The following is a 22,679-nucleotide window of genomic DNA, read 5'->3' as shown; positions in this document are numbered from 1 at the left end:
TGGGGAGGTGGTTAAGCCCTACATTCAAATTTATTGATTTTGGCAAATTCGTCTGCTTTTTCAGTTTGCAATATACTAACGTCATAAGCAGCTTGCATGTTAAGCCAAAATTCAGCAGTAGTATCAAAAAAATAGGCTAATCTTAGTGCGGTATCGGGAGGCACTGGACTATTTTCAGCAACAATACGTTCTATTCTCGTGCGTGGAACATTTAATGCTTTTGCAAGAGCATAAGGAGAGAGGGCATATTCTTTTAAATATTTCTCTCGTAAAATTTCTCCAGGATGAATAGCAATATAATTTTTCATCTCAAGCCTCCTATAGATCAATGATAATCTACAACTTTAACTTCATTTGCCATGCGACAAAGGTATTGGGACTTGTTCTTCATTATGTTGCATATCCCCAACGACTTCTGAAACAAGGTCCATAATACCTTTTAAAGCTTTCTCTGCTTGAACATCTAGCCATGAAAGGGAAGGAAACTCTGCACACAAACCAACATATTCTTCATCTTCTGGTGACCAAAAAACACGATAGGTATAATGATTATTGTTCATGTTTTAACTCTATCTTTTCTATTGTCCTCTATAAAGGATATACTAACCACGATGACTTTTTCGTAAATCTCGTTCAATGAGATGCCTAACATAGCGTGTGTAAGGAATAGATTGTTTTTTCGCTTTTTCCTTTAAAGCTTTCATAAGCGCTTGAGGCAAGCGAATATTGATAGAAGCTTCTTTAGGTAAGAATTCGAAATGAACGGGCTTAAAACCCGTTAAGTCATAATCTGTAAGATCGGCAGTATCAACAAAGTTTTCTGCTTCTTCATCTGTCTTGAAAACAGGTATTTGTTTTAATTTAGAGGTTTTCATAAAAATCAATCTCCTTTTGGTGCATATAACGAGCGCTAATAGGACGCACAAACAATTCGTTTTTTATTGTTCGTAAGGTAAAAACTAAAAAAATATATCTTTTGTTATAGCTTCTTCCAATGGCTCTGAAACGCTCTTCTTTAACGTTTGGATCATTCTTTATGACGAGATTTCCAAGCTCGGTGAATAAATACTCAATTTCTTTTTTAGAAACTCCATGTTTGGCACATTTGGGCCAGTTACCTTCATCCCAGTTTATGCCATGAATTTTGATATTTATTGTCATAACGAATGTATATCAAAATGTATCCACAAATACAATAAAAATAATGAAAAATCAATTTGTTCGAATAGGAGGCTTTATGCATCCGCGCGAAACGATAAGAGAAACATTTGTTACGTTGATAAAAGCAGCAAAAACGACTGCTGGTGATAATGTTTTCAATATGCGTGACTTCAATTTATTTATTGAAGCAATGCCGGCCATTAATATCTCAACGCAAAACGAAACAATCGAAGATGGGCATGATTTTGGCTTAAGGCGGCGCGTTTTAACAGTAGATGTTGAATGTTATAGCACACAAGAAAATGGAGCATCCTTCGTCGACCAATTGGCATGGCAAGTTGAAGAGATTTTCCATGCCAATCCCAATCTTAACAACACCGTTGAGACATGCCGCTTGCAAAATATTGCTTTTGCCTTTGGCGATAACGGGGCGCTAGCGCTCCATGGTGCAATTTTAACCTTTGAAGTCACTTACGTGACCAATATCCCTGATCAAGGAGAAAGTATAAAATTTATGACACCTTTCATAGGTTTTACTCCCGAAACAGGTGTGAGAAATGAAGACAAATACGTAACAATTGAGGAACTCCATGTTAGAGCGACGCGATAAAGAGATTACCGATTTAAAAAGACGCGTGGCCAATATGGTGGTGGTTGGAAAAATTAGCCATGTTGACCATAAAAATGCACGCTATCGGGTAAAGAGTGGCAATCTTGTCAGTGATTGGATTCCAGATACACAAGCCCGCGCCGGTAAAACCTGTTCTTATGAAGGGCGTGACGTTGGAGAACAAGTCATTGTTGTCTCTTCCTCTGGTGATTTATCACAAGGGATAATTGTTGGTTCACTTCACACCGATGCGAACCAAGCCGCCGATAAAGGCAATATCCATAAAACGCTTTATCCAGATGGCACTACAGTTGAATATGATGATAAACAAAACAGCTATACCCTTAATCTCACATCAGGAGGAAAGTTTAGTCTCACGATTTCTGATGGTGTATCGATAAAAGGTGATAGCAAGAAATTAGAGCTGCAAGCACCAGAAGGCATCAAAATTACCACACAAGGTGATCTGAATTTAAACGCAGAAAAAGCCATTGCCATAAAAGCAGGCAATGGGATTTCACTCCATGCGGATGATGGCATTGCTCTTCATTCCAGTGACTTAAAGCATAACGGAACCAACATTGGAAATAGCCACGTTCATGGAGGTGTTACCCCTGGTGGTTCTATGACAGGAGGTCCAAATTGAACAGTGGAATGGACCGTATGACAGGAAAGCCGCTCTCTGGTATTGATCATTTGCGCCAATCAATTCTTGATATTTTAACAACACGCATTGGCACACGGGTGATGCGACGTGATTATGGTTCACGTGTTGCGGAACTCATTGATGCACCAGCCAATAATACGCTTACCGTTGCCCTTTATGCCGCCGTTGCTGAAGCTTTAGACAAGTGGGAACCGCGTTTTAAGCTCCAAAAGATTGATTATAAAATGCTTGAGGCTGGAAAAATCTCCTTGTCCTTTGCAGGCATTTATTTGCCATCAGGCAAGCCCATTACCATGGAAGGAATATTGATACAATGAAGAACCTTGCCAATCCCGAAATCATCTCTGAACTTTCCTTTGAAGAAATCCGCGCAGCAAATATTGAACATTTAAAAGAACTCTTGCCTAGCTATATTTTTTTAGAAAGTGATCCCGCTTTAAAAATTATTGAGGCTTTTAGCTATCGAGAACTGCTTTTAAGACAACGCATTAACGAAGCAGCACGCAACAATATTCTTGATTTTGCAAAAGAGGAGGCTCTTGATGCTTTGGGAAATTGGCATGGTGTTCAACGAATGGACGGTGAGAGTGATGACAGATATCGTGAACGCATAAGACTTCATACGCGTAGTGGAAAAGGCAGTGGAACAGAGCCTTATTACAAATTTATTGCTTTATCCGCAGATAGCCGCGTAAAGGATGCCATTATTTACCGGAAGGGGAAAAACCCAACCATTCATGTTGCACTTTTTGGCAACAATGAAGAAGAAACAGCAAGCCAAGACCTGTTAGACAAAGTCTCACAAGCCCTTCACGATAAGAATGTCATCATGACTAATGATACTATTCTTGTGCACGCGGCTGTTGCAAAAGTTGTGGACTTAACAGCTGATGTTTGGCTGTTACCAGAAACAGCACTTACGGTTTTAACCCAAATGGAGGCCCATTTACGCACCGCTTGGAAACAAGAACAAGCCCTTGGGCGCGAATTAAGCCTTTCGTGGTGGATTTCCAAACTGATGATCTCTGGTGTGCAAAAAGTCATTGCCGTTGAACCTACAACGGATAATGCTGTTTCCGATGAGGAAGTATTATCCATTGGCAAGGTTACCTTAAACTTTAAAGGGCGGGCACGTTAATGCTTTCCTCCCTCCTCCCCACACATGCAACGGAATTTGAAAAGCGCCTTGCTGATGTGTGTGATTTTCATCAAGATGTTGATGCTTCTGTTTTGGGAATTTCGCGCTCTAAACTGATCACACGCCCTCCTCGCTTCTTACCGTGGTTGATTGAAGAATACGGACTTGGAGAGCTTACCCCTTATGTTCCAAACCTTTATGATCTTCTTGACCAGGGACTTGAATGGCAGCGGATACGCGGCTCTGTAGCCGCCGTTGATATGGGTCTTCAATGGCTTGGACTTTCTACACAATTCACCCCCGCGTGGTCAGAGCGTGCATGGTGGAATTCCTTTCAACTTGAATTTGACCGGTTGCCTGAACAGAATTCTCTTGAGGCAATTGAAGCCATTGTCAACCTTTCCAAAAGTTTGCGCTCTGATTTTCGCCGTGGCGTCACTGGTTATGATGTGGGGGCTATGGAAGCCAATATGTCAAGGCTTGATGACAGTATGCTGGATTTTGAGAGCGGCGTACGCTTAACAGCTGGAAGCACACTGTTTTCCTTTGGGCGCACAACAGAAATCAACCATGTTCTCACAAAAGAAGAAGGCATATTGATTGGCAACTGGATTGATGATGGTGACGAAGAGTTAAGCTGGGATACAATTGATTATTCGTGGGATTTGGCAAATTTTCCATGGTGTTCGGTTAAAAAATATGAACGCGATATATTGATGGCAGAGTGGTTCAAAAACCGCGTACTTTATTTGGCGCTAAGAGATACTGATAACGCTCTGATTGGGTTTCGCAGATGCTATGCTGTAGCGCCTGTCGAACAAGATTTAGATGGCATCTATAACCATTCAGGTGAAAGATTTAAGCCCTCGAAAACTAGCACCATGCTGTTTCTTGCAGCACGCACTGATTTTAAGGATGTTGAAGACAAACAAGCCGCCTCTGTTTCCCTCCTCGTTCATGGCACCGTTACAGAACAGACACCTCCTGGCAAACTTTGGTGTGACGAGGGTGAACTAAAGGGTGGTGTAGAGATCCTTAAAACACCAATCAACATTCCTTTGCGTGCAGATGTTCGCGAACAATTCAAGATTTTATTGAGGTTTTAATATGAAACATGAAAGTGGTTTGCCTTTTGCAATTGATAGATCTGTTGGCAAAGAGGAACAACAAAGCGTTGTGTTTTATGGACAGCGCCCTTTTCTTCAAAGTGCTGAACTCAATGAGGTTCAAACCATTATCAAAGGACGCCATAACCGTTTGGGTCGTCTTGTTGCCAAAGAAGGAGACCGCGTTGAACGCGCGGATGCTCTTGTCAATAAAGATAAGCAAACGGTGACTCTCACAGAAGGCAAGATTTATATTGCAGGTGATATTTTTCCCGTCTCTGATGCTGTCTTAGAGAATATTTCCATGGTTGGACGCATGGAAATCGGTGTAAAACTGCAAAAAAAATGGCTAACCTATGAGGATGATCCAGAGCTTTTGGGACAAGTTCCGGGGTCTTTGGCAGAAGGCGAACCAGGTGCTGCACGTGAGGTGGCAAAACTTGTCTGGGCCCTCAAAGATGATGAGCAAGAAGGCACATTTTTTCCGGTCTATATTTTGCAAGATGGTGTTCTCATTGATCAAAAATCCCCCTCTCTGCTTGAACCCGCCATGCAAGCCATTGCGACGTATGACCGCGCCCATGGGCATTATATCGTGAATGGTTGCCGTGTCACAGCTTTGGGTCAAGAGGGACAAAAGCAAGTGTTCAGTATCCAAGAAGGAGAAGCCAATATCAATGGCTTTAAACGCAAACGCTTAGCGGCTTTGCGCTATGAAGAGCGCGAGGATTTTTCGACAAGCGCTGTTCCTAGCGAAACCCATATTTTTACACCAAAAAACCAAGAAAAAAACTTTACCTTTAAAACTTATTATGCACCCATTGCTGCTGTTCATTCCATTTTGCTCACAAAAGAAAGAACTGTTCATGTCACCCGCGGTGCGGTTGCTTCAGGACGTGATGGCGTTCCCGATAAAAGTATCACTGCTTTTATCAAAATTGTGCAAGGAGGTAAGGAATTTAAAGAAGGCATAGATTTTAAAAAAACCGGAGACACCATTGATTGGGCACCGGTGGGAGATGAACCTTTACCGGGAAGCAGCTATACGGTGACTTACCGTTACCGTGCAAGCATACAAGCAGATAAAGTGACAGCACAAGAAATTACTGTCTCAGATGGCGCTGAGAATGGTGATATCATTGTGAGTTACACATACAAATTGCCTCGCATTGACCGTATCGGACTGAATACAGGAGGCGATGTCGTTTATATCAAAGGTGTTTCGGCAGACCAACCTATGGCACCAAGTGTTCCTGATGATGTACTTTCTCTTGCCACGATTACCAACAGTTGGCTTAAACCTCCCCTTGTTGTCAATGATGGAACGCGCGTTGCGCCTTATGATGAGATGTGGCGCTATTTTCAACGGGTGCTCTCCCTTGACCGCTTGATGCAATTAGAGCGCATTAAAAGCAATGTTGACTCTAAAGAGCCCGTTGCCAAAAAAGGTATGTTTGTTGATCCTTTTCTGGATGACTCTTATAGAGACGAAGGTTTTGAACAAACAGGGGCTATTGGCAACGGTATTTTACAGCTTGCCATTGATCCAACATTTTACACGGCTCCTCTCACAACGCCTGTCACGCTTGACTGGAAAAATGAAATCATCATTGCACAAGAATTGGCAACCGCTTGCACAAAAATCAATCCTTATCAAAATTTTGCACCTCTCCCCGGTACGATAACGCTTAGACCGGCAACAGATTTTTGGCATGAACATTACACACGTTGGCTTTCAAGCGTTACCAATCAACTCAATATGGGCTGGAACCGCGGAAAAACACTCCGTAATACAGAAGTCAGTGATGATTTCATCAGTGCACGTCACAAACAAATTGATTTTTTAAGACAAATTATTCTTTACTTTAAAATTGAAGGTTTTGCCAAAGGTGAAATCTTAGAAAGCCTGACCTTTGATGGTGTGAATGTCTTGCCGCAAAACAGCCTTGTTGCCAATAACGATGGCGTCCTTGAAGGAAGCTTTAGAATTCCTCCCAATATTACCGCTGGTACAAAAAACGTTGTAGCAAAAGGAAAAGGTGGAACAACAGCAACAGGACTTTTTACGGGTCAAGGTTTCCTTGATGTGAAAGTGATGCGGCGTACCACAACGGTGAAAATATGGACAGCTTTTGATCCGCAAGCACAAGTTTTTACTCCTGATGAAACACGGCAAATAACGGGTGTTGATTTTCATCTTTGTAAAATAGGCAATCAAAACCATGATCTGATGATTGATTTGGTCACCACTGAAAACGGTTATCCAACCGCCGATATTCAAGCACAAACCTCCTATTCTATGAAGGGGGCCAAAACGGGCTGGGCTGGGGCACGCTATGCTGTGCCCTTGTTAGTTCCCAATGACCGCCTCACCGCCTTTGTCATTAAAACCGACGATGCCCATCATTCCCTCTCACTCGCAAAGCTTGGAGATTTTGATAAGAAAAAACAAAGATACGTCTCAAGCCATCCTTATGTCACAGGTCCCCGTTTTTCCTCTGTTAATGCGCAGAGCTGGACAGCACACCAAGATGAGGCTTTGGCATTTCGGGTGTTGGCCGCCCGCTATAAACAAACACAAAAAACCGTAGATTTAGGGGAATTTAATCTTGTGGACTGTTCTGATTTGCAGGTGCGTGCAGCCGTTGAGTTGCCTTCAAGCGATTGTTCTGTCCTCTTTGAAATTGAACGCAACAACGGTACCATTTACCAACTTTTGCCGTTTCAATTGCTAAGCTTAACCGAATATATCAATGAAAAAGTCAAGCTTCGCGCCATTCTTAAAGGCACGCAAAAACTCTCCCCCGTCTTATTTGCTCCTGTGCAATTGATTGCAGGAAAGATTCATAAAACAGCAACTTATATCACAAGAGCTTTTGCCTTTGGGGAAAAGGCAAGGTTGACCAGCTATATCAAAACATTTTTGCCTGGTGGTTCTTGCTTCACACTTGAGATGCAACTGGATGATGGTCCGTTTATGCCTTTGACGCTAGAGGAAACAGAACAACTGAGCGAGCCTCTTTGGGATGAGAGAAAGTTCATCAGTGGAGACAAAACGGCAAAACAAGCGCGCCTTAAATTCACCCTTACCGGTGGACCCGCGACACGGTCCATGGTGCGTGATTTTGGTGCCGGCATATTGTGAACGGAGAAAATAGATGGAAAAAACACAAAAATTGCAGATGGAACTGCCTAAAGAAGGACGTTTTATCAGTTCTGAGTTCCCAATTTTGCGTGAAAACTTGGGTAAAATTGATCAAGCGATTGCCCATATTGAAGAAAAAGCAAATGAAAAGGCGCCTTTACAACACACGCATACAATAAGCGATATCAACGGTCTTGAAACAGTTCTCAAAAGCAAGATGTCCGCCGATAAAACTTTTACTTTTGCTGATTTAAGCGATATCGAGGGCGTAAATGATGCGGCGAACAATTATGTTCTCTATAAAGCAAGCAACAATCATTTTACTTTTGGCAGCGCTATTTCTCTACTCGGCAAACATCAACATAAAACTGATGACATTGTAGGACTTGAAAACTTTTTGATGACTTTATTCAACAAAAAGCCCGTTGAAATCCTTATGACAGAAAGTGGCGCTATTCCATTTCCTGAAGGCGTTAACGATGACACAGAAGTAGAAATATGGGCGTGGGGCGGCGGCGGCGGCGGCGGCGGTGATGGTGGTAGCGATAAAAACGGCGGCGGCGGCGGTGGTGGCGGTCAACACGCGCGTGTTAAAATTAAAGTGTCTGATCTGAAAAAATCGCAAACAGTTCAAATTGGTCGTGGTGGCAAAGGCGGGAGAGGAAACGGAAGTTGGGGCGGGAATACGTTTATTGAAGGTATTATCCTTGCAGGTGGTGGTGGCTATGGTGGTGGCAATGATAACACTCCTGATGGCTATGCTTATGCCCATGGCAATCGTGGCAATGGAGGAAGGGGAGGAGATGGAGGTGTCGGTGGCGGCACTTGGAAAAACAATAAAAAAGATGATCCCCAAAATGAGAGTGTCACTTTTTCTGGTGGCAATGGTGGTTATGGCGGTGGCTATAAAGATGATGACAATGGCGTTCATGGTGGAAACAGTATTTATGGCGGCGGCGGCGGTGGCGGCGGTGGCAAAAAGAACGGCACTAACGGTTATGGCGGCAATAACGGTGGCGGTAATGGTGGCAAATACGGTGCCAACGGCGGTGGCGGTGGCGGCGGATATTTCCGTGGAAAGAATGGAGGAAAACTTGGTGGTGATGGTGGAAATGGTGCAATCTTGTTAAGATTTTTTCTTTAGGAGGTTTTCATGGAATATGCAGTTGTTGAAAATGGTGTGGTCACAAATATTATTGTCGCCGCAAAAGATTATATTCACGCCTTTGATGGTGAGGCGATCCCCTCAAGTGAAGCACAAATCGGCTGGACTTATAAAGATGGAGTGTTTTCTCCTCCCGTGGTGAATGAAAACAAAAAACAATCCGCATCTCCACAACCAGCAGAAAAAAACGCAATCATAGAGCCACCTATAGGGGTCTTTAAATGACCTTTGAAGACCTTTTTTTAAAAAGTAAATGATTCAAAATCTAGGATATTAGGCTTTCTAGTGGAATATTAAACTGTTGGTGCAAGTTTTTAATCATACGCAGTGTTAATTTTCTTTTACCACTCAGTATTTCATAAACGCGATTTAAATGTCCAATTGCCGGAACGAGGTCTTTGGCGGTTAAGTTCATTTGTTCCATTCTAAATTTAATCGCTTCAATTGGATGAGGAGGAGAAACAGGATAGTGCTCTGCTTCATATGCTTCAATCAACAAAACAAGAACCTCCATTAGATCAAATTCTGGTGTATTTTCTTGAGGTTGATTATCAAACAGTGCAGATACAATTTCCAAGGCTTCTTGATAATCTTTTTCAGTGCGAATGGGCTTGATGTTCATTTCTTAAATTTCTTTAAATTACATGGTATTGATATTATATTGATTGTAATAGTTTTAAAATTAATTGCAAAGAAGACTATCCATGACCACACGTAATCCTAACCGTTGCCCTACTCATCCAGGAGAGCTTTTAGCAGATATTATTCCAGAAACTGGTAAAACAAATTCAGAAATCGCACAAATGCTCGGTATATCACACCAACATCTTTGTGATATTCTAAAGGCAAAAAAGCCTATCTCCCCTTCTCTTTCGGCTTGTCTTGGAAAGATGTTTGGGAATGGCGTAGGCATATGGTTACGTATGCAAGCCAATTATGATGCTTGGCATGCAGAGCGTGATATTGATGTCTCTTCTATTCCAACACTAACAGCTAACGAAATGAATGCGCAAATGGGACATAGCCATTCATGATCTTCTCCCCACCCTAAAGATGAGGAGATGAACCGTACTTTGAAAGTTAAGCAGCTTTTACAACGGATCTTTCTAAGACTTTCTTGGCTTCTTCAACAAGCGTTTTATAATGTTTGCTCTCTTCTACTAACGTAAAGGCTTTAACAAGATGCATGTGAAGAGGTCCATAAATGTAGACAGCCTTTTCGGTTGGAGACATCTCATCCCAGTTGCTTGGAAAAGCAAACCGTGTATCGCGGTCATTATCGATCAATTGGTTTTTTAAATCATAGAAAGCTTTAACAAGAGCTTTTTTAAACGCACGCACCGTATCATTGTTACGCATATAGGTCATGAGTAAGGTCGCTTGTGCTTCATTAAGGATAGCAATTACTCTCTTTTGTCTCCCGCCTTTGGTTCCAAAGGGTGGCATTTCAAATGCGACCCTTCCAAATTCTTCAAAGTCTTCAATATTTTGACGTATAAGCTGTATAACTGTTTTATGCGTATTCCCTACACCCTCAGCAATTTTTAAAGAGGTAGTGACAACGATACCATCATTATTGATTGTTACTAAATTGTTCATGATGAACTCCTTGTTGCTAGACGTTTTTGATTGACACACTCAAAAGAATGCCGGGCGCTCAAAAACACGGCAACAAGCCCGTCGTTATGCCTTCCCCTAAAAAAGGGTATTGTATAACATAACCACACCCGGCAAACATTATTATATGCGTACAGCATACAATGAGTCAAAGCTTTTAGTTTGCAGAAGATCAGTTATTTCGGCAACCAATCCGCTTGTTGTTTTAAGGTGTTTTTGAAGCACCTTTGTATGAATCTAACGGTTTTAAATCTTTTGTCAAGTCGTTCTCAAGAACAGCTTTTACCTCTCATTTTTTCATCTTCATTTCATTCACCACTATTTTAAAGGAGCATAAAATGGCAACAGGTTTTCTACACGGTGTTGAAGTCGTCGAGGTTGATGACGGCACACGCCCTCTTCGTGCAGTTCAGTCTGGCGTTATCGGAATTATCGGCACAGCACCCGATGCCGATGAACAAGCCTTTCCTCTTAACACACCCGTTTTGGTCGCAGGCTCTCTTTCACAAGCCGCAAAATTGGATACAACAGGCAAACAACGTGGTACTTTACCCAATGCTCTTGATCTTATTTTCAAGCAAGTGGGAGCTATTGTCGTCGTTATCCGTGTAAAAGAAGGTGACAATGAAAACGCAACACTCAGCAATATTCTAGGTGGTGTGAACGAACATGGCGCCTATGAAGGTGTTCATGCTTTCATTGGAGCACAATCTGTTGTGGGACAAACACCACGTATTCTGATTGCGCCAGGCTTTACCCATCAACGCCCAACCAGTGTGACCATTGAAGGGGATGAAACGAGTGATAGCGCCAAAACTGAGATCAGTACAACCTCTAACCCCGTTGCGGCAGAACTGATTGGCATTGCAGAACGTTTGCGCGCCATTGTGGTGCTTGATGCCCCCAACACAACAGATGAAGCAGCCGTTAGCGCAGCAAAGGATTTTGATTCAAAACGCGCCATTCTCATTGATCCATTTGTAAAGGTCAATCGCAATGGCAAGATCTTAGAAGAGCCAGCAAGTGCAGCGGTTGCTGGGATTATTGCCAAAAATGATTTTGCCAATGGCTTTTGGCATTCCCCTTCAAACAAAGTGATCAATGGAATTGTAGGAACTGCACGCCCCATTGATTTTTCCATTGGTGATCGTGCAAGCCGCGCTAATCTTCTCAATGAACAAAACATCACAACCATTATTCGTGAAAACGGCTATCGCCTTTGGGGTAATCGCACGCTTTCAAGCGATACAAAATTTGCCTTTTTATCCGTGGTACGCACTGCAGATATGATTAACGATGCCATTTTACGCGGACATCTATGGGCAATCGACCGCAATATTAAAAAGACCTATCTGAATGATGTGAGTGAAAGCGTTAATGCTTATTTGCGTGATTTAAAAGCACAAGGCGCTATTCTTGGGGGACGCTGTACACCAGATCTAGAGCTTAACACAGCAAGTGCTATTGAAGATGGCAGAGTCTATTTCAATGTGGAATTCACACCAACAACACCTGCAGAACACATCACCTTCCGTTCACAAATCATCAATGATTACCTAGAGGAGATCTTTTAATGACTGTACCCGTTTTACCAAGAGTTCTGAAATATTTTAACATTTTTGTTGATGGTATTCCCTATCAGGCAAAGTGTGAAAGCATCACCCTCCCAAACTTGAACTTGGTCGTTGAAAGTTATCGTGGCGGTGGCATGGATAGCGCTATTGAGATTGATCTTGGTCTTGAAACACTCACGCTTACCATGACCATTTCTGATTGCTCTCCAGAATTAATGGCATTGTTGGGACGCACGGATGTCGACATCTCACTGCGCAGTTCAATGCAAGCCCAAGGGACGCCCGCAGAAGGGGTTATCATTACCATGAGAGGACTGTGCAAAGGCTTTGAAATGGCAGAATGGCAACCGGGAAGCAAGGCAACTTCTACAGCAACATTCACATTGCAATATTTCAAATATGTTCAGAAAGACGTTGAAATCGTTGAGATAGACGTCCTCAATATGGTGAGAAAATTCAATGGTGTCAATCAACTCGCAGACCATAGAGAAAACATAGGATTATAAAATGACTATACAACAAACTGTTACACATCAATTGCTTATTCCTATCACATTTGAAGGAAAAGAGCATAGCGAAATCACCTTAAAGCGCCCCAAAACAAAAGATTTGCAAGCCATAGACAAAAAAGAAGGCATAGAGCAAACAATCGCTATGATCGCACGTCTTTCTGGATGGCCGCATGAGGCGATTAGTGAACTCGATATCAATGACCTTTCAAACATTGGAGAGATTTTGGAATCTTTTATCAAACGGCGGGACACCTCGACTGGGAAACCGCCGCTAAACTGATCGCCGATATTGCTATTGTGTTCCATTGGTCCCTTTCAGAGATGATGGAAATGGAACCGCAAGAACTCATATTCTGGCGAAAACAAGCAGCAGAAAGGTATAAGACAAAATGAGTAAAACCGATAAAGTTGCTGATGCAAAAGTGAAGTTGTCTCTTGAAGACAAACTCACCGCACCTTTAAAACGTGTACAAAAAAAATTCGATACACTGTCAAAAAAATTATCCTATAGTTTAAGTATTCCACGCTTTTCTGCTGCTGTAAAAAACATGACAAAAAGCCTTCATGGCGTTCAAAGTGCTCTTGGTGTAGCTGCAAGTCGTGCTTCAATCTTTACCGGTGTCTTAGGGCTTGCTGGGGGTGGTCTTGTAGCAAGTATAACCGCCGTTACCATGAAAACCATGCATATGGGCGATAGTCTTCACCATGCATCACGCCATTTAGGAATGAGTGTCACAGCTCTTCAATTATGGGGTGATGCAGCCGATAATTCAGGATATTCTGCCGAACTCTTTCAACAATCCTTGGCAACCTTAAATAGGCGTTCTGCACAAGCATATGCCGGACAAAAAAGAGGCATGATGGGATTTGAAGCGCTCGGCATTTCTGTCAAAAACGCTTCTGGAAAACTCAAATCAAATTCTCTCTTACTAGAAGAAATTACCGAAAAAATGAGTAAGATGAAAAACCAAGCACAAAGGCAGCATATTGCTGCTCTGCTGTTTGGGGGAGATGGCAAGGAAATGGCATCCATGCTTTCACAAGGCATGGCGCCCATTAAAGAACTCTTTGCAAAGGCAAGAAAAGGAAAATGGTTGATAGGCGCAGATGTTGCACAGTATGCAGCAGATTTAAGTGACAAGCTTGGTGCCTTTAAGAAAAAAATAGGAGGGGTTGCAAGCTTTATTGGCACACGCTTTATGCCCGTGATCAATGATATGATTGATGCGTTTTCAAAGTTGATTGATGAAAACCGTGACCTCATTCAAACAACTGTTGCGAACTGGGCTAAAACCTTAAAACAAACTTTCAAGGATTTGCTTGATCCTACCTCTGATTTAAGAAAAGGTATCAGTGATCTCACAGCGAGAATTAAAGGCTGGTTCCAATGGCTAGAGCCATTGATTGGTGAAATAACCCTTTTCAAGGTAGGTCTTGTTGCCCTTGGTTCCTTCATTTTTGGTCCACTTATTGCAGCATTAGCAGCGGTTGGTGTCGCATTTGTTACCCTTGGCTATACTATTATGGCCACACCTATCGGTTGGATATTGGGGGGCATTGTAGCGCTTGTTGCACTCTATAAAAATTGGGATAAAATCAATGGCTGGGTAGCTACGTCCTTAGCCGTAGTAAGTGTAGTTTGCATCAGGCTTGCTGTCGCTCTTGCGGGACGGCTATCTCCAGTCTTAACTACAGTTGGTTCTAAAATTGCTGGTCTTGTTGTAAATCTTGGAAAGTCGCTATTTTCCGCATTAATCGCGGCAGATAAAGCTTTTATGAAATTTGTTACAACTCTTGCAAAATCACTGCTTTCCGCACTCATCTCAGCTGCTTCTGCAGTTGCCAGTCTTGCTTTTACTCTTGTAGGTTCACTCATTTCGGCAATAACCGCCGTTGGTTCTGCTTTTATATCACTTGGTATCACAATCATGACCACACCTATTGGTTGGATAATGGCTGGCATTGCAGCCCTTGTAGGTGCTGGATATCTCCTCTACAAAAACTGGGATACGGTCATGAATTTCTTACGCAATTTGTGGAATTCTTTTGCCAACTTATGCAGTAACATTTTCAACAACCTCTTTACGCTCTTTAAAAACTTTTCACCTCTCTCTTGGATTGCCCAAAAAATCAATGCATTGATTGAATGGTTGTTTGGAGTCAATCTCATAGATGCAGGCGCCCATCTGATTGGAGGGCTTTGGGAGGGCATTAAAAGCAAATGGAATGCTCTCTCTGATTGGTTTAGCAACCAGATAAATAAATTAACCAGTTGGATGCCAAACTGGATGAAAGAAAAGTTAGGATTTAGTGCGACAATCAATAAAACTTCAACCCAAACCATTAAAACCTTGACCGATGAAGCTCAAGCCCCTGGCAAAAGAATTCTTGAGACAGCCATTATCCCTAATGCCCCCTCTGGAAAAGGCAAGAGCAGTTCCAATACAGGCATAGTTGAAACAGGACAAATGCAAGCGACAAATGTAAAGGTTGAATCTTTCAAAGTTCCAGAGCCCATTATGGTGCATAAGCCAGTGGAAGTAGATGCCCGCGTGATGATTTCAAATTTAAATATTTCCGTCCCCAATGGTTTAAAAGACGAAATCCGCACCGCCGTCAATCAAGCCCTTGAACACTATGCCAAACAACAGCGTTTGGCGATAGCTTCTAGCCTTTCGGATTAAACATCATGATGTTAGCTTTGGGTGGTTTTATCTTTTCTATTGAAACAGCAGCCTATCAAGCCCTCGATATGGCCTATGACATCCCATGGGTCGAGCAAGGGCGATTGGGACGCAAGGCTGCTCTTCAACTGCCAGCTGTTGCCAATGCGGAATTTTCTCTCACCGGCGTGATCTATCCAGACTTTAAAGGCGGTTATAGACAACTCGAGTATTTACGACAAATGGCACACAATGGTCCTCACATTCTTGTGACGGGTCAGGGCAAGATTTTGGGTAAGTTTGTCATCCTTTCTGTCAAAGAAAAGCAAAGCTTCTTTCACCAAAATGGTAGCCCAAAAAAACAAGAATTTACCGTCAGTTTGAGAGAATATGGTGAAGAGTTATGAGTGATCTTTACGTAACCAAAGAAGGCGATATGGTTGATGCCATTTGCTGGAAATATTATGCCAAGGGACAACAAGCTCTTGCTGTTGAACACGTTTATGCAGCGAATTTTGGTCTTGCGGACTATGGACCCGTCTTAAAAGCAGGCATCACAATCCTCTTGCCAACCCTCCCCTATCCTAAAGCCACACCCGTGATCAGAATTTGGGGCAGTCAATCATGAAACCTTTTTGCACAGTGATGGCAAATGGCGAAGACATTACAAGAACTCTCATGGACTATGTCTTATCGATTGAAATTACCGATGAAGCAGAAGACAAAAGTGACCGCATCACCATAGAACTTGATGACCGCGCCCGTGAGTGTGATAACGGCTTTCTTGATATTCCTCTCATAGGAACAGTCATTTCTGTCACTCTTGGCTATGAAGGCGGTAAAAACCGCGATATGGGCGCCTATCTGATTGATGAAATCTCTGTAAGCAGTCCACCACAAACCTTAAGTGTTACAGGGCGCGCTGCCTCCATGAATACATCTTATCGAACACCCAAAAGTCAATCTTATCATCAACAAACCCTTGGCAACATTATTCAAGAAATAGCACAGCGCAATGGCTATACAGCAAAAATCGAGCCCAATCTTGCCAAAATTGTCGTGCGTCACATTGATCAAACAGCAGAAAGCGATATGGCTTTTGCCACACGCCTTGCAGAAGAATATGACGCCGTCGCAAAACCCGTTGATGGCAAATTGGTGCTTGCCAAACGGGGTGAAGGCAAAGCTATCACTGGTGAAACACTACCCGTCATTGTCATCCATGAAAAACAATGCACCTCTTGGGATTTTAAATACAGTGCACGCGATGAAGCAGGTCGCGCCAATGGCTTAGCAACAGATGCGGGAGATGACCAAAAAGCCGCCGCTGATGCAAGGGAACCAGAGGAAATTGAGGAAGGCGAAGATGTTATTCATATGGATAAAAATGATGTCCCCAATTTACCTAAAACAAAGACAACAGCAGACACACCCGAAAAAAAAGAGCAAGAAGAAGAGAAAAAAGGCGGTGTCCTTGCAAACTATCATGATATCCGCACCGGTGAGAAAAAGGAAGTCAAGGTTGGTAAAGAACCTTTTCATGAACTCAAATACACCTACCATAACCAATCAGAAGCGGTTGCGGCTATTGCTGCTTATCGCAACAAATCATCACGTGGAAAATCTTCTTTCTCATGTGATATCGGTGGTGATCCCTTTGTACAAGCAGAAGCAAAGCTTATTCAAGAGCCCCCTTTTCGCCCCTATATTCCAGCAGAATGGCGCATCAAAAGCGTCAAACACAAGCTTGATAAGACGGGGGGCTATACAACAAAAATAGACTGCGAACTTTTTGATAAAGCCCAAGAAAATGCCGCAAAAAACGTAGCCAATACCACACCAGATAAAGATGATACCCTTGATCCAAACGCTTCCCCCAATGCATGTGACGAAGGAGACGGCGTTATCCATATGGATAAAGAAGATATCAATTAGCAAAATTATTAAAAAACTATATAAAATTGCTTGACATTATTTATGTAATCTGTATTTTCGAATCAGGTGCCTAAGAAACACCTTAAATGCATAGCGGATGAATTGCCGAAACAGTTTATTTTCCGCACATTAAAGGCTTTGACTCATTGTATGTTACACGCATATAATGATCTCGTCGGGTGTAGTTGCGCTATACAATACCCTTATGGGAAAAGCGTGACGACGGACTATGCACCGTGTTTCTTAGCACCCGGCACTCCTTTTTGAGTGTCATTAAGAAACGTCTAACTGCATAGGAGTTTACATGAACACTCTTACAAAAATTACAGCAAATGTTGCTAACAACGCAGCTGTACAAACTATGTCTAGCATTGAAATTGCAGAGTTATGTAGTAAGAAGCATAAAAATGTTATGCGCGATATTAAGCAAATATTTAGCGAGCTCAAATTTGAGCCGGCTAAATTTTTAAGTAGTTATATTGATGAACAAGGAAAAACACGCCCTTGTTATAACCTTCCCAAGCGTGAATGTTTAATTCTTGTCTCTGGTTACAGCACTGTCTTACGAGCAAAAATAATTGACCGTTGGCAAGAATTGGAAAAGCAAGTGGCTACTCCACAAGTTGATTACTCTAAACCCGAAGCCTTACTTGGCGTCTTAAATCACTTACAAAGCCAAATCGAGCAAAAAGATCATGTGATTGCAGAATTAGCTCCCAAGGCAGAGGCTTTGGAGGGCTTAAAACGCTCTGATGGTTTGTTTGGTCTTATTGAAGCTGCAAAGATGTTAGAGGTACAACCAAAGGATTTAAGCGATTACTTGCGCAAACACGATTGGGTCTATCGACGTGCTCCAGGTGGTCCATTGTTACCCTATCAGGACAAGATCAAAAAACAACTCATGGATTGCCCTGCGATTACCATTCAAAGACCCGATGGTACAGAAAAGGTACTGCCTTCAACAAAAATCACCTCTAGAGGATTGGCATGTTTAAGAGAACAAATCCATGGAGGTGTACAATGAATACCAGTATAGACTTTTTATGCGATTTGTGGATGGCATTGTATCAGTTTTCTGATCGTGATGATATTGAAGACAAGGCTTTTAATACTCTTATTGAGACTATGGATGCGATAGAAAAAGCTTTAATTTTAAAGCTTCAAGATGAAACCCCCAATGCACTCAAAATTTTAGCAATGATTACAAATTTCGGAACTTTAAGACCACCTCCGATTATAGAGTCTTTGTTGAAAGCTTACGAGCCAAATTTAGAAAGCCCCATTAAAAAGGTTGCTTAAAGTAAAACATTCCCCTTCCCCATCTTTTAAGGTGGGGAAATAGCAAACTCAGATTAAACGTGTGGAACAGATCGTTCAAGAGGTTGTACAGCCAAGCGAAATCCCATAGTACGCAGTACAGCATTCAAGCTACGAAACTCTGGATTACCTTTTTCTGAAAGTGTCCGGTAAAGCTGTGTTGGATTCAAGTTGGCTGCTTTAGCGACAGCTTGAACACCACCATAAGCTTTTGCCATTTGACGAAGTGTTATAAGCAATTCCCCCTGGTCACCATCTGCTAAAATGGCATCAAGGGTAGCTGCTGCCAACTCAAGGTCATCACGGAATATTTCTGCCATTGCATCATCATGGTTACGGTCTTTCATTCTTGCACTCCTTTAATCTTCACGGTTTTGCCAATCACGCCAGCAAGCACATGCGCGAGTGATATCAGTGTCTTGTGTTTTTTTAGTACCACCGCATAAGAGCAATAATACGGTCTTGCCAGACTGGGCATAATAAACGCGGTAACCAGGACCAATATTCATACGCAATTCATAGACACCATCACGAAGCGGTTTGAAATCGCCAAAGTTTCCTTGCTCTAAACGATTAAGACGGCGAATAATTGCAGCTTTAGCCTGCACATCACGCAGCTTTCGCAGCCAATCATTTATCAAGTCTTTGCCATCAGAGGTAAGGTAGTGACGTATTTCAAACATAATCTATATTCGTTTATAAACGAATATTTGTCAAGATAGAAAGAAATTTATTTTTAGATTTTCACTCAGCCTCACCTTGTGTGGGGCTTTTTTTATGGAGAACTTTATGCGAAAAATATCACAAGAAGGGCTTGCTCTCATCAAACAATGGGAAGGCTTGCGCTTAAACGCTTATAAAGACACCATCGGTGTGTGGACTATTGGTTATGGACATACCAGCGCCGCAGGAAAACCTTTTGTTCACAAGGGCATGACAATTACTGAAAAACAAGCCGAAGAACTTCTTTGTAAAGACTTAAGACAATTTGAAAACACTGTTGCAAAAGCCGTTACAGTCTCTTTAAATTCTTGGCAATTCGCAGCCTTAGTATCCTTTTGTTATAATGTCGGAACAACAGCTTTTTGCAACTCAACCCTGTTAAAAAAACTCAATACTGGTGATTATGAAGCAGTACCGGCCGAATTACAAAAATGGACCAAAGCGGGTGGTAAACGCTTGCAAGGTCTTGTCCACCGACGTGCAGCAGAAGCAGGATTATGGGCAAAAGGCGCTTATGTTTCCTCCAACTATCAAACCGTAGAAACAAAGGATTCAACAGCTCTCTTTAAAGCAGAAGCATTGGCCCCCATTATTGGCTCTTTTTCTGGACTTGGCGGCTTACTAGCAGGCAATGGTCCAGTGCAATGGGCTCTTGCCAGCATTATGGTTCTAGCGGCCGGTGTTGGTCTTTTCTTTGTTGCCAAACGCTTTCAGGAGCACCGACTATGATCTTATGGATGAAAAAAAATCTGCTGTTAACAGGTGCAGTTTTTGCCGCTTTTTTTATGGCTTTAGCCAAAGCTTTTACCCTTGGCAAAAAAGCAGAACAGCAAAAGCAAACAGAAAAAACGCTAAAGGCAGCAACAAAACGTCTGGAGGTGGAAAATGAAGTTAATCAAAAAAGCGATTCTGATGTGCGCGCTGCTCTCTCTCGTTGGCTGCGGGGCAAATAAGTATGTCTCTTGTGTTGGTTGGTTACCCATTTATTTAAACAAAAGAGATGTTAACGTCATCAGTTCAAGCTTAGCAAGAGATATCTTAAAACATAACACCCTAGGTGAACGTTTGTGTGGATGGAAATATGGCTAGAAGAAAAACAAGAGACGATATAGAGCTTACAGAAGCAGAAAAAGAAATCCTTCAAGAAATCATCATGACCTACAAAAGTGTAAAGGTGATGTCGCGTTATACGAAATGGATTGTACTGATTATACTCTTATTAGCGCTTGATTTTTCACGGATCCTAGATGCCATAGAGAGTATTTTTACACAAAAACCAAATATCCGATTCTAAATACGTCCTGAGACGTGCTAAATTTTTTAGCCAATAGATTTTCTATTTTGCACGTCCCATGGAGGCGATTAATAATATTTTCACACATTTTACAGTGTTTTTTTAAAAAATTTTGCACATCATATTTCCCCTCAAAATAGCTAAAAAATACGCAAAAAGATTTGTTAAAACTTTAGATTATTTTTCACAACAGAACTTAGTAACATTCAAAAAATATTAGATAAAGTTAGTGAAAAAAAAAGAGGCGCTCTGTAGAGGCAATTGTAAAAAAATCTATTCTGTTATAAATGCAGCCCACTGTTCCAAGAGAGCATGGCGTTGTTCTAAAAAATCTGTCCGCATATAAGCTTTTGTCACCGAACTCCCAACGGAATGCGCAAGAACAGTTTCGGCAATTTCAAAGGGTGTTGACGTTGTCTCTGCTATCCAATCACGAAGACTAGATCTGAAACCATGGGGGCGATAAGTCAAACCACAAACTGTCATATATTTTGACATGCTTGCATCAGAAATTGGCTTGCCTGTAAGACCAGCAAATAAAAAACCATTCTTTTCAAAGGGGAGGGATTTTTCAATCACTTTCAAAGCTTCATCACTCAATGGCACGCGAAAATCTGAAACTTTTCCTACAATACCTTTCATATTTTCTTTTGGTATTGTCCATATATTTTTATCTATTTGTTCAAGACGCAAATAGCGCAATGGATGTGACCGTACTCCAGTCAAAATCAGAAGCTTCAGTGCTAAATTTGAAAGAATCTTATCATCTAAATTCTGATAAAAAGCCGGTACTTCTTGCCATGGCATAGCAGGAATATTTGTTGATGTAGCACGGGGCTTTCCTAAAAGGGCGCGCGCTTTTATACAGGCTTGTAGATCAACATCTAAACCAAGAGCTGCAGCATATTTCAAGCAAATATTAATACGATTAAGTGCTTTACGCGCTGTATCTGCTTTTTCATGCCAAAGAGGTGCCAAAACATTGCGAATGATATTCGCTGTTAATTGTTCTATAGGCAAATTTCCTATGTGTGGAATAACATGTAATTCTAGTGGAGAAAACCAACGCCCATTTTTGCCTTCATTCTTTAACTCAGCTTTTTTACTTTCAAAAGCTGCCTGCGCAATTTCTTTAAACATATTGCTTTGCTGTTTTAAGACAGTTTGTTCTCGAAAGATAATAGGATCATTGCCTTCTTTAAGAATATCGCTATAATATCTTGCAAGTTCTCGTGCTTCTTTTAAAGAAAGCCTTGTGACAGGACCAAGCCCCATTTCACGGCGCTTATTGTGGTGTGTATAGCGAAAAAACCAAGAGCGGGTATTGTCTTTTCGAACATTCAACCACAGTCCTGCCCCATCACAATATTTGCCTTGAGGAAATGCTTTTACAAACGCTGCTGATAATTTATGAATCGCCCTCACTTAATTTACCTTCTTGTCCACCTTCTCGTCCACCTTTTGGGATTCACCTTTGCAGGCATTGCCCGCCCACCTTTTTTGGTCCACCTTTTAGACCACCTTAAATTTTTGATTTGAGATTTTTTCTTTAATTCTTAATTTTTTTATTGGAACATAAAAAACTATACACATCAATACGCTATTACACATATTTATATACTTTGAATCTTGTTGATAATCCCCAGTCTGCCGGCATGCGGCACCATTTCTTGTATTTAAGTTATTAAAATACATATGTTTTTTCTTGAACAAGCTTTTTTTAGACTACTTTTCAGTTCACCTATTGTAATTTATACAATTTTACCTAACTTGTTGTTATTTGCTCTATATGTTTCTCTGAAGTCAATGCTAAAGAGCTTTTTTCTTCACTTCACTGCTCTACATAATTTATACGACTCTGGAAATATCTCTTGAAATACCCAGTTACGAATTGTTGTTGTGGATATACTAAAAAGTTGCATACATTCATCTGTTGATACTATAATTTTATTCTTAACATATTAACCCGTTTTTCTTTCTTCTTCATGAGTTGAATAATACATTTGGCTATTTTATTGACTTCCTATTTTGTTTTTTTATTGTGTTCTATTA

Annotated in this window: 31 protein-coding genes and 2 pseudogenes; 23 read left to right on the top strand and 10 right to left on the bottom strand. The window is 41.5% G+C overall.

Annotated elements, in window-relative coordinates:
* Positions 1-11: 11 nt before the first annotated feature.
* From K3248_RS07430 to K3248_RS07415, 4 genes and pseudogenes are all read right to left on the bottom strand, one after another.
* The gene (locus K3248_RS07430) at positions 12-308 is read right to left on the bottom strand and encodes a HigA family addiction module antitoxin (protein ID WP_220717741.1); all 297 of its coding nucleotides are present in this window, start codon (positions 306-308) and stop codon (positions 12-14) included.
* Between the two features lie 45 nt (positions 309-353).
* A pseudogene (locus K3248_RS07425) lies at positions 354-560 on the bottom strand (toxin-antitoxin system HicB family antitoxin); the annotation flags it as partial.
* 42 nt (positions 561-602) lie between these two features.
* Complete coding sequence (locus K3248_RS07420; protein WP_220717740.1) at positions 603-875, bottom strand: CopG family antitoxin; 273 nt, start codon at positions 873-875, stop codon at positions 603-605.
* Complete coding sequence (locus K3248_RS07415; protein ID WP_220717739.1) at positions 862-1,161, bottom strand: BrnT family toxin; 300 nt, start codon at positions 1,159-1,161, stop codon at positions 862-864. The genes K3248_RS07420 and K3248_RS07415 overlap by 14 nt, the downstream gene beginning before the upstream one ends.
* Before the next feature lie 76 nt (positions 1,162-1,237).
* On the opposite strand from K3248_RS07415, the gene K3248_RS07410 reads away from it, so the two are divergent.
* Genes K3248_RS07410 through K3248_RS07375 form a run of 8 tightly spaced genes read left to right on the top strand, consistent with a single transcriptional unit; the run spans position 1,238 to position 9,217 of the window.
* Positions 1,238-1,771 carry a hypothetical protein gene (locus K3248_RS07410; protein ID WP_220717738.1) on the top strand — a complete coding sequence of 178 codons (534 nt, stop codon included), beginning with the start codon at positions 1,238-1,240 and terminating at the stop codon, positions 1,769-1,771.
* Entirely contained in the window at positions 1,752-2,417 is a 666-nt protein-coding gene (locus K3248_RS07405; protein WP_220717737.1) for a phage baseplate assembly protein V, read from the top strand. Before K3248_RS07410 ends, K3248_RS07405 begins: the two co-directional genes overlap by 20 nt.
* The gene (locus K3248_RS07400; RefSeq protein WP_220717736.1) at positions 2,414-2,755 is read left to right on the top strand and encodes a GPW/gp25 family protein; all 342 of its coding nucleotides are present in this window, start codon (positions 2,414-2,416) and stop codon (positions 2,753-2,755) included. Before K3248_RS07405 ends, K3248_RS07400 begins: the two co-directional genes overlap by 4 nt.
* Complete coding sequence (locus K3248_RS07395; protein ID WP_220717735.1) at positions 2,752-3,576, top strand: baseplate J/gp47 family protein; 825 nt, start codon at positions 2,752-2,754, stop codon at positions 3,574-3,576. The genes K3248_RS07400 and K3248_RS07395 overlap by 4 nt, the downstream gene beginning before the upstream one ends.
* Complete coding sequence (locus K3248_RS07390; protein WP_220717734.1) at positions 3,576-4,682, top strand: phage tail protein; 1,107 nt, start codon at positions 3,576-3,578, stop codon at positions 4,680-4,682. The genes K3248_RS07395 and K3248_RS07390 overlap by 1 nt, the downstream gene beginning before the upstream one ends.
* A 1-nt stretch (position 4,683) precedes the next feature.
* Positions 4,684-7,827 carry a DUF4815 domain-containing protein gene (locus K3248_RS07385; protein WP_220717733.1) on the top strand — a complete coding sequence of 1,048 codons (3,144 nt, stop codon included), beginning with the start codon at positions 4,684-4,686 and terminating at the stop codon, positions 7,825-7,827.
* Positions 7,828-7,840: 13 nt separating this feature from the next.
* Entirely contained in the window at positions 7,841-8,971 is a 1,131-nt protein-coding gene (locus K3248_RS07380; RefSeq protein ID WP_220717732.1) for a Bgr_08870 family protein, read from the top strand.
* 9 nt (positions 8,972-8,980) lie between these two features.
* Complete coding sequence (locus tag K3248_RS07375; RefSeq protein WP_220717731.1) at positions 8,981-9,217, top strand: hypothetical protein; 237 nt, start codon at positions 8,981-8,983, stop codon at positions 9,215-9,217.
* Positions 9,218-9,257: 40 nt separating this feature from the next.
* Here K3248_RS07375 and K3248_RS07370 read toward each other — a convergent pair whose 3' ends face one another.
* Entirely contained in the window at positions 9,258-9,614 is a 357-nt protein-coding gene (locus K3248_RS07370) for a helix-turn-helix domain-containing protein (protein ID WP_220717730.1), read from the bottom strand.
* A gap of 82 nt (positions 9,615-9,696) precedes the next feature.
* Between K3248_RS07370 and K3248_RS07365 the strand changes: the two genes are divergently transcribed.
* Entirely contained in the window at positions 9,697-10,026 is a 330-nt protein-coding gene (locus K3248_RS07365; RefSeq protein WP_220717729.1) for a HigA family addiction module antitoxin, read from the top strand.
* 46 nt (positions 10,027-10,072) lie between these two features.
* Here K3248_RS07365 and K3248_RS07360 read toward each other — a convergent pair whose 3' ends face one another.
* Positions 10,073-10,591: a Rha family transcriptional regulator gene (locus K3248_RS07360; protein ID WP_220717728.1), complete on the bottom strand. Its 519-nt coding sequence runs from the start codon at positions 10,589-10,591 to the stop codon at positions 10,073-10,075.
* Between the two features lie 356 nt (positions 10,592-10,947).
* Here K3248_RS07360 and K3248_RS07355 point away from each other — a divergent pair, with 356 nt between their 5' ends.
* The 10 genes from K3248_RS07355 to K3248_RS07310 all read left to right on the top strand — a co-directional run bounded on the left by K3248_RS07355 (position 10,948) and on the right by K3248_RS07310 (position 18,592).
* Positions 10,948-12,183, top strand: coding sequence for a phage tail sheath subtilisin-like domain-containing protein (locus K3248_RS07355; RefSeq protein WP_220717727.1), 1,236 nt, complete (start codon positions 10,948-10,950; stop codon positions 12,181-12,183).
* Positions 12,183-12,689 (top strand): phage major tail tube protein, encoded by a 507-nt coding sequence (locus K3248_RS07350; RefSeq protein WP_220717726.1) that lies wholly within the window; start codon positions 12,183-12,185, stop codon positions 12,687-12,689. The genes K3248_RS07355 and K3248_RS07350 overlap by 1 nt, the downstream gene beginning before the upstream one ends.
* Before the next feature lies 1 nt (position 12,690).
* Entirely contained in the window at positions 12,691-12,975 is a 285-nt protein-coding gene (locus tag K3248_RS07345) for a phage tail assembly protein (protein ID WP_220717725.1), read from the top strand.
* Complete coding sequence (locus K3248_RS09005) at positions 12,924-13,088, top strand: GpE family phage tail protein (RefSeq protein WP_371875522.1); 165 nt, start codon at positions 12,924-12,926, stop codon at positions 13,086-13,088. Before K3248_RS07345 ends, K3248_RS09005 begins: the two co-directional genes overlap by 52 nt.
* Positions 13,085-15,379, top strand: a complete 2,295-nt coding sequence (locus K3248_RS07335) for a phage tail tape measure protein (protein WP_220717724.1) — start codon at positions 13,085-13,087, stop codon at positions 15,377-15,379. Before K3248_RS09005 ends, K3248_RS07335 begins: the two co-directional genes overlap by 4 nt.
* 5 nt (positions 15,380-15,384) lie before the next feature.
* The gene (locus K3248_RS07330; protein ID WP_220717723.1) at positions 15,385-15,765 is read left to right on the top strand and encodes a phage tail protein; all 381 of its coding nucleotides are present in this window, start codon (positions 15,385-15,387) and stop codon (positions 15,763-15,765) included.
* Positions 15,762-15,986, top strand: coding sequence for a tail protein X (locus tag K3248_RS07325; protein WP_220717722.1), 225 nt, complete (start codon positions 15,762-15,764; stop codon positions 15,984-15,986). Before K3248_RS07330 ends, K3248_RS07325 begins: the two co-directional genes overlap by 4 nt.
* Positions 15,983-17,293: a phage late control D family protein gene (locus K3248_RS07320; RefSeq protein WP_220717721.1), complete on the top strand. Its 1,311-nt coding sequence runs from the start codon at positions 15,983-15,985 to the stop codon at positions 17,291-17,293. Before K3248_RS07325 ends, K3248_RS07320 begins: the two co-directional genes overlap by 4 nt.
* Before the next feature lie 304 nt (positions 17,294-17,597).
* Positions 17,598-18,317 (top strand): Rha family transcriptional regulator, encoded by a 720-nt coding sequence (locus K3248_RS07315; RefSeq protein ID WP_220717720.1) that lies wholly within the window; start codon positions 17,598-17,600, stop codon positions 18,315-18,317.
* The gene (locus tag K3248_RS07310; RefSeq protein WP_220717719.1) at positions 18,314-18,592 is read left to right on the top strand and encodes a hypothetical protein; all 279 of its coding nucleotides are present in this window, start codon (positions 18,314-18,316) and stop codon (positions 18,590-18,592) included. The genes K3248_RS07315 and K3248_RS07310 overlap by 4 nt, the downstream gene beginning before the upstream one ends.
* Positions 18,593-18,645: 53 nt before the next feature.
* On the opposite strand, the gene K3248_RS07305 is transcribed toward K3248_RS07310, so the two are convergent.
* Positions 18,646-18,957 carry a helix-turn-helix domain-containing transcriptional regulator gene (locus tag K3248_RS07305; RefSeq protein WP_220717718.1) on the bottom strand — a complete coding sequence of 104 codons (312 nt, stop codon included), beginning with the start codon at positions 18,955-18,957 and terminating at the stop codon, positions 18,646-18,648.
* 12 nt (positions 18,958-18,969) lie between these two features.
* Positions 18,970-19,293, bottom strand: a complete 324-nt coding sequence (locus K3248_RS07300) for a type II toxin-antitoxin system RelE/ParE family toxin (protein WP_220717717.1) — start codon at positions 19,291-19,293, stop codon at positions 18,970-18,972.
* A gap of 106 nt (positions 19,294-19,399) precedes the next feature.
* Between K3248_RS07300 and bgtA the strand changes: the two genes are divergently transcribed.
* Genes bgtA through K3248_RS07285 form a run of 4 tightly spaced genes read left to right on the top strand, consistent with a single transcriptional unit; the run spans position 19,400 to position 20,627 of the window.
* The gene (bgtA, locus tag K3248_RS07295) at positions 19,400-20,062 is read left to right on the top strand and encodes a gene transfer agent endolysin BgtA (protein ID WP_220717716.1); all 663 of its coding nucleotides are present in this window, start codon (positions 19,400-19,402) and stop codon (positions 20,060-20,062) included.
* The gene (locus tag K3248_RS07290; RefSeq protein WP_220717715.1) at positions 20,059-20,286 is read left to right on the top strand and encodes a hypothetical protein; all 228 of its coding nucleotides are present in this window, start codon (positions 20,059-20,061) and stop codon (positions 20,284-20,286) included. Before bgtA ends, K3248_RS07290 begins: the two co-directional genes overlap by 4 nt.
* A complete protein-coding gene (locus K3248_RS08815) occupies positions 20,219-20,422 on the top strand; it encodes a hypothetical protein (protein ID WP_246588384.1) in 204 nt (67 codons plus the stop codon). The genes K3248_RS07290 and K3248_RS08815 overlap by 68 nt, the downstream gene beginning before the upstream one ends.
* Positions 20,415-20,627 carry a hypothetical protein gene (locus K3248_RS07285; RefSeq protein WP_220717714.1) on the top strand — a complete coding sequence of 71 codons (213 nt, stop codon included), beginning with the start codon at positions 20,415-20,417 and terminating at the stop codon, positions 20,625-20,627. The genes K3248_RS08815 and K3248_RS07285 overlap by 8 nt, the downstream gene beginning before the upstream one ends.
* A gap of 273 nt (positions 20,628-20,900) precedes the next feature.
* On the opposite strand, the gene K3248_RS07280 is transcribed toward K3248_RS07285, so the two are convergent.
* Positions 20,901-22,052 carry a tyrosine-type recombinase/integrase gene (locus K3248_RS07280; protein WP_220717713.1) on the bottom strand — a complete coding sequence of 384 codons (1,152 nt, stop codon included), beginning with the start codon at positions 22,050-22,052 and terminating at the stop codon, positions 20,901-20,903.
* Between the two features lie 340 nt (positions 22,053-22,392).
* Positions 22,393-22,573: pseudogene (locus K3248_RS08810) on the bottom strand (helix-turn-helix transcriptional regulator).
* Between the last annotated feature and the right edge of the window lie 106 nt (positions 22,574-22,679).

This window comes from Bartonella raoultii, from assembly GCF_019659805.1.
In the GTDB taxonomy this organism is placed as follows: Bacteria; Pseudomonadota; Alphaproteobacteria; order Rhizobiales; family Rhizobiaceae; genus Bartonella; species Bartonella raoultii.
The sequence above is the reverse complement of the archived record's forward strand: the minus strand, read 5'-3'. Positions and strand labels throughout refer to the sequence as shown.